Origin of the sequence: Oceanobacter antarcticus (assembly GCF_044962685.1) — a bacterium.
GTDB classification, from domain to species: Bacteria; Pseudomonadota; Gammaproteobacteria; order Pseudomonadales; family Oceanobacteraceae; genus Oceanobacter; species Oceanobacter antarcticus.
On record NZ_JBBKTX010000010.1, the window covers coordinates 37,102 to 49,452 of the forward strand.

Consider the following 12,351-nt stretch of genomic DNA (forward strand, 5'->3'; position numbering starts at 1 on the left):
TCTCGGGTCTGAACCCTGACCAAAGCCCGGCCTTGCCGGGCTTTGGTGTCTGTAGCCTGCGCACCAGTCGCAGCAAGAGAGAGAAATCATGCCAAAAGATTACAGTCGAACCTCCCGTTTGTCGGAACAGATTCAGCGCGAACTGGCCTTGAAAATCCAGTTTGAAATGAAAGACCCGCGCCTGGGTATGGTGACTCTGAATCACGTCAAGGTGGCAAAGGATCTTGGTTACGCCGATATCTATTTCACTGTGATGGGTGCCCGTGGAGAAACCGATCAGGAAATTCAGGCGCAAACCGTAGCTATTCTTAACGATGCAGCCGGTTATTTACGCTCGGAGCTGGCTCGAATCCTGACGACGCGTATAACGCCGATGTTGCGTTTCCATTACGACGAAAGCATGGATCGTGGCCACCATCTGACGGGGCTGATTCGGCAGGCTCGCGACAAGGATAAGGCGAACCAGGCGTCGGACGAGCAGGAAGACGTATAGCGCAAGTTGTCCTGGCTGGGTAGGATGGCCGCAAGTGAGTGATCCTGATTCGACATTCATCGGCATTCATTGATATGAAAAGTCCTGCGGTGGCCGACACATAGTACTAGCCTCGAAGAGGCACCTTCAGTACAATTATGGGCCGCTGATTCGGGGTTTGTCAGTTTTTCGGAATTGGCAGTATCTGCGACGGGCGTGTTCGACCGCCAGGGTTATTCAACCCGAAGCTGTCCCGGATGCCAGAATAATCTGCTGAAACGGCTGTTAGATTTGATCGCGGTGCCTGACTTTCTCGTGGTTAGTCAGGTCTGCAAACAACATCCTACTGTTAATGTGCACGGTAGCGATGTCTTTACTAACGTCAGGTTTTCCTGATGCACATTATGTTGGAGTTATATATGGCATTGTCTGCTGAGAAAAAAGCTGAGATCGTTACAGCGTATCAAACTGCCGAAGGCGATACCGGTTCTCCGGAAGTCCAGGTTGCTTTGCTGACCCACAACATTCTGGGTCTGCAGGGTCACTTCAAGGAGCATGGTAAAGATCACCACTCCCGTCGCGGTCTGATTCGTATGGTTAACCAGCGTCGCAAGTTGCTGGACTATCTGAAGCGTAAAGATGCTAACCGTTACCTGGATCTGATCCAGCGTCTGGGTCTGCGTCGCTAATCTCGCTTGCAGCAAAAGCCCTCCGGGGCTTTTGTTGTATCTGTAGCTCGCTTGTGCGGCTGTCTATACTCCCTCTAAATTCTGCTATCACTGTGGTGCCAGCCCCGCAAGAACGCGGTGGTGCTTCTAACCATTTGTCGTTGGTTCCCGCCGGGGAACCCGATATTCCAACCCTGTCAGCAGGGCTGGAAAGCTGGCTCGTTGTTCAACGGCCAATGCTTAGAAGCACCGGCGGTGATGCAGCTTCGTTTGATTTACAGGAATAATGAATACATGAGCAACAAACCTGTCGCTAATACCAAAACATTCCAGCTCGGTAACGACACCATCACCCTTGAAACTGGCCGAATCGCCCGTCAAGCAGATGGTGCGGTACTGGTTACCATGGGCAAGACCCAGGTGCTGGCTACTGTTGTCGCTGCCAAAAAAACCAAGCCGGGTCAGGATTTTTTCCCGCTGTCGGTTCATTACCAGGAAAAAATGTATGCCGCAGGCCGTATTCCTGGCGGTTACCTGAAGCGCGAAGGCCGCCCTTCGGAAAAAGAAACCCTGACTTCCCGTCTGATTGACCGTCCAATCCGTCCGCTGTTTGCCGATGGTTTTATGAACGAAGTTCAGGTCATCGTCACGGTCATGTCTTCTGAAAAAGACGTTGATCCAGATATGTGCGGCATGATCGCGACGTCTGCGGCATTGGCTGTATCGGGTGTACCATTTAATGGTCCTATCGGTGGTGCCCGTGTTGCTTTTGTTGAAGACCAGGGCTACATCCTCAATCCGAGCCAGACCCAGCTACAGGATTCACTGCTGGACATGATTGTCGCCGGTACCAAAGACGCCGTGTTGATGGTGGAATCCGAAGCCGACGAACTGACCGAAGATGAAATGCTGGGTGCGGTACTGTTTGCCCACAAAGGTTTCCAGCCGGTGATCACTGCGATCAGCGAGTGGGTTGAAGAGCTGGCAGTCAGCAAGTGGGATTGGGCTGCTGAAGCCAAGAACGTTGCTTTGTACGAAGCGGTAAAAGCGGAAACAGCGACTGCGATTGGCGAGGCCTATACCACGTCTGACAAGATGGAGCGTTACGGCAAGCTGGACGCTATCAAGGCCAGTGCTGTTGCGAAACTGGCTGCAGCAGAAGGCGAAGAAGGCTTCTCCGCTGACGACATCGCCGACATGATGGGCGAGCTGAAGTACGAAGTGGTACGTAAACGTATTATCGATGGTGAGCCTCGTATTGACGGTCGTGATAACGATACCGTTCGCCCGCTGACTATCGAGACCGGTGTATTAAACACCACTCACGGTTCTGCCTTGTTCACCCGTGGTGAAACCCAGGCGGTTGTTGTGACCACTTTGGGTTCTGCCCGTGATGCACAGATGATCGACTTCCTGCACGGCACCAAGGACGATCCGTTTTTGTTCCATTACAACTTTCCTCCGTATTCTGTAGGTGAAGCAGGCCGTCTGGGCACACCAGGTCGTCGCGAAATTGGTCATGGTCGTCTTGCCCGTCGTGGTATCCAGGCGATGATGCCTGCAGCAGACGAATTCCCTTACACCATTCGTATTGTGTCTGAAATCACCGAATCCAACGGTTCTTCTTCCATGGCGTCTGTGTGTGGTGCATCGCTGGCACTGATGGACGCGGGTGTACCGATCAAGGCACCGGTTGCCGGTATTGCCATGGGTCTGATCAAGGAAGGCGAACAGTTTGCCGTCCTGACTGACATTCTGGGTGACGAAGATCACCTGGGTGATATGGACTTCAAGGTAGCCGGTACTGACGAAGGTATCACTGCCTTGCAGATGGATATCAAGATCGAAGGCATCACCGAGCAGATCATGGAGATTGCTCTGGAGAAAGCCAAGGCGGCACGTCTGAATATTCTGGGTCAGATGAATGCCGTGATCGCTGAGCCGCGTGCGACGTTGGCAGAAAATGCGCCGACCATGAGCACCATGAAGATCCCTTCCGACAAAATTCGTGAAGTGATTGGCAAGGGTGGTGCGACCATCCGTGACATTACCGAGAAATCTGGTGCCTCTATCGACATCAATGATGACGGTGAAATCAAGATCTTCGCAGCGGGTAAAGAAGCTTCTGATCTGGCTCGCAGCATGATCGAAGCCATCACTGCCGATATCGAAGTGGGCACTACCTACACAGGTAAGGTCAGCAAAATCGTCGACTTTGGTGCTTTCATCACCGTTCTGCCAGGCAAAGACGGTCTGTTGCACATCTCTCAGATCAGTGAAGAGCGTGTTGAAAACGTCACCGACTACCTGAAAGAAGGTCAGATGGTGAACGTGCACGTCATGGACGTTGATCCAAAAGGTCGCGTCAAGCTGACCATGAAGGGTGTTGAGCAGCCAGCCTGATTGCTGCTGTTGTAAAACTCCCGGTTCAGCCTGGACATCCGTCTGACTGAACCCTGAAACCGCCTTCGGGCGGTTTTTTTATGTCTGCGGTATCCCGATTATTGATACAACGGCCGTTGATTCATGGCAATACGCCAGATCGTCGCTGCTCCTAGACTAGTGTAAGCATCTGATACTTGTTGCCCCCTGAAACGACAGCGTTAAAAATCGATTCACATCAAATACGTATTGATCTCTTTAAAACGGCATTTTTTGTCGGTTTTTACCTCGTTTTTTCTGTGTCTGCGACAGGTGGATATGCCCCTAACGGTTACCAATGACTGGTCTGGAGAGCGTGATGGCGCATGAGCGAGTGGTACACAGAGAGGCGGGTGGCAATGTGAATGTCAGCCCGGATGTCGACCGGCTATGCCGTGCACTGGTTCGAGTGGGATGCTCAATCCCAACGCAGCGTGTGGCTGAGGCCCTGTTGATGACCGAACGGCTGTCGAATAGCCTGGATGCCCGTGTTCCCGGTTTGCAGCGGCAAGCGGAGTTTTTGGCTACGCCCGGTTCGTCGGCTCAGTGGCAGGTATTGATGCGGCTGGTGGCTGCGGGCATGTTGTTAAATCATCTGACCGGTATGCGCCGTGACTGGTTATCGGCACTGCCTGGAATGGGTGCTGCTCTGGAAATCTGGCAGTTACTCACCGGTGCTGCCAATCGTTCCCGACAACAGCGCTATCCGTTAACGGCGGCTGGTTGGGCACGATTTGCTCAGGAATTTGCCGGTGATAGCGAACAACAGATTTTGCCCGGCCCCTGGATCTCACCCGAGTTGGTCGGTGCCAGGGCTCCTCTGGATACGCTGGTCACACAAGCCATTCATCAACCACTGCCGGGGGAAGTGGCAGTGTTGGTATTGGCAGGGGATGCCAGCGAGCAGCTGGAACGCCTGACGCGCACACTATCCTGGTGGTCCCGGAAGGATTGCGGTGTGTTGATTCCGGTGTGGGTGGGTGAGACCAAAAAAGTGCCTGCAACTGGAACGAACGCCAGTCAGGTGCTGTGTTCGCTGGCTGATAACCGACCTGTCACTATTGCCTGTGCGTTATTGGAAGCAGAAGCTGAATGGCATCAATCAATGGGTGAGTTGAAATGTTTACCGCTGATCACGTTGGCTTGTCAGCCAGCCACGGCTGCGGCACATGAGCTCACAACCGTTACCGATTGGCCAGTGGCAACCGCAGTATTACGCCAACCACGGCGGCCGCTGCGGCCGTTTATGGTAACGGTCAATCGCCCGGATCCTCATTGGCAGAGTGGCGACCATGAGGTGCTACCGTTGCTGGATCGTTATTTTGCCGATATTTGTGAAATCAATCCGGCATTACGGCCACGGCTGGCAAGCCATGTTGGTGCGACCAACGAGGTATTACCGATCAGCCACGAGCGGTTGGGCACGCGTGCCGATGGAACCGCCGGTGCGTTGCTGCACCACCATGAGGGCGAATTACTGGCTAACGCCTGTCTGGGCAACCAGATGGGCATCAATCTGCTGGTAACTGATGAATCCGCTGGCCTGGCGATGTTGGAACCACTGCTGCAAACCGTTGCCTTCGCCCGGCGGCAAAAACTGGATGATGAACCAGCGCCTTGGGCCGGATTACCTTTAGTCAGTCGCCATGATGCTGCAGCGCCGGAGATGACCGAAGCCTTGCTGTCGCAAAGTGCTGATCAGGTACGGGTTTTGTTAATACCGGATGGCAACACCGCCTTGGCGGCGTTGAAAGCCTGTTATGGTGAGTCGGGTGTGGTGATGCAACTGGTGATACCGGATGGCAGGGTCGATTCACTGTTGACGCCGACCATGGCGGAGCAACTGGTGGCTCATGGTGCTAGTTGTCTGCGGGGGCATTGCGCGGCAGAAATCCAGCTGGTGGCCTGTGGTTATCTGTCGTTGCAACAGGCGTTCAGGATCAGTGAGCGGCTGCAACAATTTCAGCGCCCGCATTCACTGGTTTATGTACTGGAGCCTGGGCGGTTTCGTTATGCCCGTGATTCTACCGAGGCTGGTTGCCAGATAGATAGCCAGATCATCGACGGTTTGTTCCCGGAGCGGGTGCGTCAACGGCTGGTCTTGTGCGATATGCGCCCGGAGGTGTTTATCGGTCATTTTCGCCGTCTGCACCTCGAACACAGCCAGGTGTTGGGGTTCCGTAATCATCCGGTAGCCAGAACGGGAAGAATGCCTCAGGCCAATGGCTGCAGCTGGTTACACGGTTTGGTTGAGTTGGCGTTATCACTTGGCTTGCCTGAAGATAGCTGGATGTCTGCGGCAGAATGGCTGTCGTTACAACCCCGCAGACATCAACCCTGACCTCCGCCAGGTCGTCTTACATGTGCCCAGTGGCTTCGTAGCGCTGGTGCCAGCTCAATGCTTCACCGAGTAAGTGCGGAGTGTGCATCCCGCGCCCGCTGGCGCAGGCCCGTTCAAAGTAGTCCATCAATGCCGGGCGGAATGCCGGGTCGGCACACTTCTGGATAATCTGGTGCGCCCGCTGTTTGGGTGACAGACCACGCAGGTCTGCCAGACCATGTTCCGTGACCAGAATCTTGACGTCGTGTTCAGTGTGATCGACGTGGGAAACCATCGGGACAATGGCGGATATCGCGCCATTTTTGGCGGTGGACGGCGTTACAAAAATCGACAGGTAGCCGTTACGGGCGAAGTCGCCAGATCCTCCGATGCCGTTCATCATGCGGCTGCCCATAATATGGGTCGAATTGACGTTGCCGTAGATATCGGCTTCGATCAGACCATTCATGGCGATCACTCCCAAGCGTCGAATCAGTTCCGGGTGGTTACTGATATCTTGCTGCCGCAAGATAATACGCTGGCGGTAGAAATCGATGTTGGTATTCAACTCTGCCATTGCCGTAGGGCTGAGCGAAAAGGCGGTCGACGAGGCGGCTGTCAGTGTGCCGGATTTCAGCATCGCCAACATGCCATCCTGAATCACTTCGGTAAATGCGCTCAGTTGCTTGAAGGGGCCAGCGTCGAGGCCTTCCAATACGGCGTTGGGAATATTGCCAACCCCGGATTGTATGGGCAGCAGCTCTTTGGGCATGCGGCCAATGGCAATTTCCTGCTGAAAAAACTGCAGAATATGACTGGCGATACGGCGAGAAATATCATCCGGTGGATTAAAAGGCGAGTTACGGTCGGGGGCACTGGTTTCGACAATTGCAATGATCTTGTCTGCCGGACAATGGAGGTAGTGTTCGCCGATACGGTCGGTGGGCTGGCTGATCATAATCGGTTTGCGATATGGCGGCAGGGCGGTGCCGTAATAAATATCGTGCATGCCTTCGAGACCGGCACTCTGGGCGCTGTTGACTTCCAGAATCACCTGATCTGCCTGTTCTATCCAGGTCTTGTTGTTGCCAACGGCTGATGACGGAATCAGGCGGCCATCTTCAAGAACGCCACTGACTTCTATCACGGCAATGTTCATTTTGCCGAGAAAGCCGGACCAGGCGTACTGGGACACTTCGGACAGGTGAATATCGATGTAGTCCATACTGCCGTTATTGATTTTCTCACGGCAAATAGGGTCCGACTGAAAAGGCAAGCGCATATTGATGCCGTTGACAGCGGCGAGCTTGCCGTCCAGTTCCGGGGCGGTAGAGGCGCCGGTCCAGACGTTGATACGAAACTCTTCACCAGCGTTGTTCAGTTGTTCAATACGTTCGGCCAGGGCGGCAGGAATGGCTTTCGGGTATCCCGCGCCGGTAAAGCCGCTCATGCCGACGGTGCTGCCAGCGGGTATCAGGGCGGCGGCGTCCGCAGCAGACATCAGTCGATTGCGGAGTGCCGTGCAGAGCATGCGTGAATCTGTAGCCATGGTGAAATCCCGGTTGTATAAAGGTGTAAAACTAAATGGCGTATTTTGTGTCTTTTTTGTGCCAATACGCGCCAAATGATATGGCCAAATGAGCAGTCTGTACGCTTCGGTGGTATCGACTTAAGTCTAAAGAAACGGTCTGTTGGTGAATTTGACCTAATTGCCAGGCTTGGGAAGCAGCAGTGCAATCATGAAAAAGCAGGATTTAAAATTCAAAGGAGGGTGTTCAAGACTGGGTGTTCAAGGCTGGGTCTAAAAGGCAAGTACGCAGAGGACGTGGATAACCTAGTTCAGCAAACAGCACCAGCAAGAACGGAAGACGCTGACCTGACGGATGTCAGATCAGCGTGAAGGCAGGACAGGTGGCTTTACTGTTGTTTCAGCGACTGATTCACGACCGCCAAGATGGCATTCATACTGGCGCTCAGAGTATCTTCATCTGCTGCTGCTCCGGTATAACGCTGGCCATTGATATTGGCCTGAATAAACGCCACGGCACCGGCATCTGAACCTTCGCCTGCTGATTGTTCATCAAATTGCACGATCTGTACGGCCACGCCCAGGGCACGGTGAATAGCATCGGTAAAGGCACTGATGGCACCGTTGCCGTGACCATGCAAACTGACCAGGTTGCTGCCATCGTTGAGGCAAGCCTGCACGGCGCTCTGGTGACCGCTGCCTTCAAGGGTATAGCTGTCGAGCTGCAACTGGCCATGGCTGGTCATAAAGGTATGGCGGAACAAGCGCACAATATCGTCGGTTTGCAATTCGCTGGCGCTGCGTTCGGCGAGCGCCTGAACCGGCTGTGCCAGTTCAATTTGTACCCAGCGCGGCAAGGTAATGCCCATGGCCTGCTCCAGCAAATAACTGGCCCCCCCTTTGCCGGACTGGCTGTTGACTCGAATCACCGACTGGTAACTACGGCCAATATCTTCCGGATTGATAGGCAGGTAAGCGATATCCCATGGTTCATTTTCTGTCTGTGCAGCAAGGCATTTCCGAATGGCGTCCTGGTGGCTGCCGGAAAAGGCGGTATATACCAGCTCACCCAGCCAGGGGTGGCGCGGATGGGTTTTGATATTGGTGCAGGCCTCGACCGTGCTGATAATGTCGTCGGCCATGCTGATATCCAGCTGTGGATCAATACCCTGGCTATAGAGGTTCATCGCCATGGTGACGATATCCATATTGCCGGTGCGTTCGCCATTACCGAGCAAGGTACCTTCGATACGGTCTGCACCTGCCAGAATCGCCATTTCCGCAGCGGCCACTGCACAGCCCCGGTCGTTATGGGTGTGAATGCTGACCAACACGCTATCACGCTGGTTGACGTGATCACAAAACCATTCGATCTGGTCGGCAAAGACGTTGGGCATGGCCGATTCGACGGTAGCCGGAAGGTTAAGAATGATCTTCTTCTCCGGCGTCGGCTGCCACACCTCAATCACGGCGTTGCAGACTTCAACCGCGAACTCGACTTCGGTGCTGGAGAAGCTTTCCGGAGAATACTGAAAGGTCCAGTCGGTCGCCGGATAATCCCGTGCGACCTGTTGCACCTTGGCTGCACCTTGGCGGGCGATATCGACAATACCGGCTTTATCAAGATTAAAGACTTTCTTGCGCTGTACCGGCGAGGTCGAGTTGTACACATGCACCACCGCACGACGGGCACCATCCAGTGCTTCGTAAGTACGTTCGATCAGATCATTACGGGCCTGCACCAACACCTGAATGGTGACGTCATCGGGGATGCGGTTTTCTTCGATCAACCAACGTACAAAGTCAAAATCTGGCTGCGAGGCCGCTGGGAAACCGACTTCGATTTCTTTGAAGCCCATGTTGACCAGCAGGTGCCACATGGCCTGCTTCTGACTCACGTTCATGGGTTCGATCAGTGCCTGGTTGCCATCACGCAGATCCACAGAACACCACAGCGGAGCTGTCCGGATTTCCGCATTTGGCCAGCGGCGATCCGTTTTCCGGATGACCGGAAAGCGAGGGTATTTTTCCGGATTAAAGTCCGGGTTGCTGTATTGATGGTGGCTCATGATGGCTCCGTGCTGGGACTCAGCGTGCTGTAATGAAACTGGATACAGTGTAGAGCGAAGCGCGAGCATAAAGATTGTTAATTTCTGCTATTCAGCAGGTTTTTGTTTTTTATTATTGCGGTATTTGTTAATTTTTTAGTGATAAATTGCTGGTTTGTTTTTTAACGTAGTAATAGGTGCCTTTTATGAGTACATCTTCTCGCGCCGCCATTGTGCCTTTGGATCGGACAGACAAACACATTCTGGCGCTGTTACAACAGCAGGGTGACTTGTCGAATCTGGAATTGGCCGACAAGGTCGGGTTATCGCCATCGCCCTGTTCGCGTCGCGTCAAGGCATTGCAGGACAGCGGCGTTATTGAGGGTTACCGTGCCCATGTCAGTGCCAGAAAGCTGGGTCTGGACTTGCTGGCGCTGATACACATCAGTATGGATAAACACACACCAGAGCGCTTTGCCGCCTTTGAATCGGCGGTTGATGCCTGCCCGGAAGTGCTGGAATGTTATCTGATTACGGGTCAGTCGGCTGATTACGTACTCAAGGTGATCGTCAGTGATATGGAAGCCTTCCAACAACTGTTGCTCGGTACGCTTACCCGTATAGAAGGAGTGAGCGGTGTGCATTCCAGCTTTGTGATGCGCAAGGTGATCGACCGCAGTGCCTTGCCGTTAGATTAGGAAGCGCCTGCTGATATGGGGGTTTGTACTGTTTGGTACCCGTTTGTAGCAGCTCTGCCGGAGGCGGCTATACTCAGGTAGAACCCCTCGGGATCAGGCAAGGGCAACTGTGATTTCTCAATCTCCCTCGGCAGAGAGTAAGCTGACACTCTACATTCTGATGTGCAGCCTTGTATTTGGGGTGCTGTTCAGCGCAGCGCAAATACGTATAGACCATCAGGTAGAAAAAGAGCGCTTCAATACCAATCTCGATGCCTTGCTGGGTTACCAGAGTGGCCAGCTGGCATTGGCATTACAGCAGTACCACAGCACGGCCATTCAATTGATTTTTGAGGGCTTGATGCTGAATCGCTCCATCGTGTCGGTTTACGTTGAAGATGACTTGTCCGGGTATAACCAGCGGCGTGGTTTGTCTGCCGAGGAGCTGGTCAGCGGCCCAATACATACTTATCTGGTTGAAAAAACGGTGGGTCTGTTTGGCAATAATCTCGCTGAGCAGCGTCTTGAAAGAGTGGGTACTCTGACTGTCTGGATCGATGAGCGTGCCATTCACGCCGGGTTTCGAGAGCGGGCTGCCATTACCGTAGCCATGGAAGTGGCGCGTAACGTATTGCTGGCGCTGGTATTGGTGGTGATCTTGCGGCTTCGTCTGACTCGCCCACTCCGTGAACTAACGGATCTGATCAAGGACCTTGACCCCGACAATGCTCTGAAAGCACCGCTGGCAAGCAAGGCCAATCTGCGAGAGCTGCAAGAGTTGGTACACAAGATCAACAGCCTGTTTGCATCCGTCGATGTTGAAATGCAGCGCCGTCGGCAAGCAGAAAGACGAGCCCGCGAACTGAACGACAAACTGGAAGACAAGGTTCGTGCTCGCACTCAGGAATTGAAGAATAGTAATAGTCAGTTGCAGCAAAGCTTTGATGAGCTGCAGCGTACGCAACGGCTGCTGTTGCAGGCGCAAAGAATGGCGTCACTCGGTCATTTGGCCGCTGGCATCGCCCACGAAATCAACAATCCGATCGCAGTGGTTTACAGCAATATTGCCTCTCTTAGTGAATATCTGACCGAGCTGATAGAGCTGGCAGACCTGTATCAATCGGTAGAGCACTCTATTTCCGATTCGGCGATCCGTCAGTCTCTGGAGGCGATGAGACGCACGGTTGATCTCGGCTTTGTTCGTGACGATGCCCCGGATCTGGTGAAAGCCTCCCAGTCCAGTCTGGAGCGAGTCCGTAATATCGTGGCGGAATTGAGAACCTTTGCGAGTCAGGAAGGGCAAACCAGGCAGCGCGCCGACCTGGCTGAATTGATGCACCAAGCCATCGACGAACTGGATCTTCAACATGATGAGCACATTCTCCTGGATGTCATGATGAGTGGTATTCCCAAGGTGGATTGCGTGGCCAGCCAAATCCGGCTGGCGTTTCGTCATATTCTGGATAATGCCCGTGATGCGATCGATGGGTCTGGCAGAATCGAAGTGGCTGCCGAGCAGGTGGATGACAAGGTACGCGTATATATCAAAGATTCAGGGGTGGGAATGAACGCCGATGATTTGAGTTGTTCCGTCAATCCGTTTTTTACCCGTAAAGAAATCGGCAAGGGCACCGGGCTGGGTCTCACTGTGGTTTACAACGTCATGTCCAATCATAGCGGCGTACTGGATATAGAAAGCGAGCCAGGAATGGGAACACTGGTCACCTTTACCTTGCCTGTGACGGCTTTGCCTGGTGCTACTTTGTCAGTGACGAGTTGATTTGCCGAAAGCGCACGAATGATTTAGCGTTGCGGCAGCAACAACGGGAAATAACATGGCCAAACAACAAAGCAGTGGTGGACTGGTGTATTCCACCGAATTCGGGCGTACCTGCCCGGACTGTCGGGAACCTATTGAGCAGTGTTGCTGCGGTGAACCGGAGCAACCTCAGAGCGATGGCATTGTGAGAGTGGCACGTGAGACCAAAGGACGTGGCGGTAAGGTGGTTACCCTGGTGACCGGTGTTCCGCTGGTCGGTGCCGAACTCAAGACGCTTGCCAAAGAGTTGAAAAAAAAATGTGGCGTAGGTGGAGTACTCAAGGATGGCGTGATTGAAATTCAGGGAGAGCAGCGGGATTTGCTAGTCTCCGAGCTGAGCAAACGGGGTTTTACGGTGAAAAAATCCGGTGGCTAACGGTGGAATTGCATCACAGTTT

The 12,351-nt window shown here is 53.5% G+C and carries 9 protein-coding genes; 7 read left to right on the plus strand and 2 right to left on the minus strand.

Features of this window, described 5'->3' with window-relative positions; genetic code table 11:
- The first annotated feature begins 88 nt into the window (after nt 1–88).
- The 4 genes from rbfA to WG929_RS09495 all read left to right on the plus strand — a co-directional run bounded on the left by rbfA (nt 89) and on the right by WG929_RS09495 (nt 5,902).
- Complete coding sequence (rbfA, locus tag WG929_RS09480) at nt 89–493, plus strand: 30S ribosome-binding factor RbfA (RefSeq protein ID WP_369855105.1); 405 nt, start codon at nt 89–91, stop codon at nt 491–493.
- A gap of 398 nt (nt 494–891) precedes the next feature.
- Nucleotides 892–1,161 (plus strand): 30S ribosomal protein S15, encoded by a 270-nt coding sequence (gene rpsO / locus WG929_RS09485; RefSeq protein WP_369855104.1) that lies wholly within the window; start codon nt 892–894, stop codon nt 1,159–1,161.
- 273 nt (nt 1,162–1,434) lie between these two features.
- On the plus strand, nt 1,435–3,543 hold the full coding sequence (pnp, locus tag WG929_RS09490; RefSeq protein WP_416205836.1) for a polyribonucleotide nucleotidyltransferase: 2,109 nt from the start codon (nt 1,435–1,437) through the stop codon (nt 3,541–3,543).
- Nucleotides 3,544–3,859: 316 nt separating this feature from the next.
- On the plus strand, nt 3,860–5,902 hold the full coding sequence (locus WG929_RS09495; RefSeq protein ID WP_416205837.1) for a hypothetical protein: 2,043 nt from the start codon (nt 3,860–3,862) through the stop codon (nt 5,900–5,902).
- Between the two features lie 16 nt (nt 5,903–5,918).
- Here the strand turns inward: WG929_RS09495 and scpC are convergent, their stop codons facing one another.
- Both scpC and WG929_RS09505 read right to left on the minus strand, forming a co-directional pair.
- Nucleotides 5,919–7,430, minus strand: coding sequence for a succinyl-CoA:acetate CoA-transferase ScpC (gene scpC, locus WG929_RS09500; protein WP_416205838.1), 1,512 nt, complete (start codon nt 7,428–7,430; stop codon nt 5,919–5,921).
- A 368-nt stretch (nt 7,431–7,798) separates the two neighbouring features.
- Nucleotides 7,799–9,478, minus strand: coding sequence for a 2-isopropylmalate synthase (locus WG929_RS09505; protein WP_416205839.1), 1,680 nt, complete (start codon nt 9,476–9,478; stop codon nt 7,799–7,801).
- A 185-nt stretch (nt 9,479–9,663) separates the two neighbouring features.
- Here WG929_RS09505 and WG929_RS09510 point away from each other — a divergent pair, with 185 nt between their 5' ends.
- The 3 genes from WG929_RS09510 to WG929_RS09520 all read left to right on the plus strand — a co-directional run bounded on the left by WG929_RS09510 (nt 9,664) and on the right by WG929_RS09520 (nt 12,329).
- A complete protein-coding gene (locus WG929_RS09510; RefSeq protein ID WP_416205840.1) occupies nt 9,664–10,155 on the plus strand; it encodes an Lrp/AsnC family transcriptional regulator in 492 nt (163 codons plus the stop codon).
- Nucleotides 10,156–10,264: 109 nt separating this feature from the next.
- Complete coding sequence (locus WG929_RS09515) at nt 10,265–11,914, plus strand: sensor histidine kinase (RefSeq protein ID WP_416205841.1); 1,650 nt, start codon at nt 10,265–10,267, stop codon at nt 11,912–11,914.
- A 55-nt stretch (nt 11,915–11,969) separates the two neighbouring features.
- A complete protein-coding gene (locus WG929_RS09520) occupies nt 11,970–12,329 on the plus strand; it encodes a translation initiation factor Sui1 (protein ID WP_369855097.1) in 360 nt (119 codons plus the stop codon).
- Nucleotides 12,330–12,351: the final 22 nt, after the last annotated feature.

Bases quoted from the DNA above. Each gene is read 5' to 3' on its own strand.
- rbfA (WP_369855105.1), top strand. From the start codon at position 89: ATGCCAAAAGATTACAGTCGAACCTCCCGTTTGTCGGAACAGATTCAG.
- rpsO (WP_369855104.1), top strand. From the start codon at position 892: ATGGCATTGTCTGCTGAGAAAAAAGCTGAGATCGTTACAGCGTATCAA.
- pnp (WP_416205836.1), top strand. From the start codon at position 1,435: ATGAGCAACAAACCTGTCGCTAATACCAAAACATTCCAGCTCGGTAAC.
- WG929_RS09495 (WP_416205837.1), top strand. From the start codon at position 3,860: ATGACTGGTCTGGAGAGCGTGATGGCGCATGAGCGAGTGGTACACAGA.
- scpC (WP_416205838.1), bottom strand. From the start codon at position 7,430: ATGGCTACAGATTCACGCATGCTCTGCACGGCACTCCGCAATCGACTG.
- WG929_RS09505 (WP_416205839.1), bottom strand. From the start codon at position 9,478: ATGAGCCACCATCAATACAGCAACCCGGACTTTAATCCGGAAAAATAC.
- WG929_RS09510 (WP_416205840.1), top strand. From the start codon at position 9,664: ATGAGTACATCTTCTCGCGCCGCCATTGTGCCTTTGGATCGGACAGAC.
- WG929_RS09520 (WP_369855097.1), top strand. From the start codon at position 11,970: ATGGCCAAACAACAAAGCAGTGGTGGACTGGTGTATTCCACCGAATTC.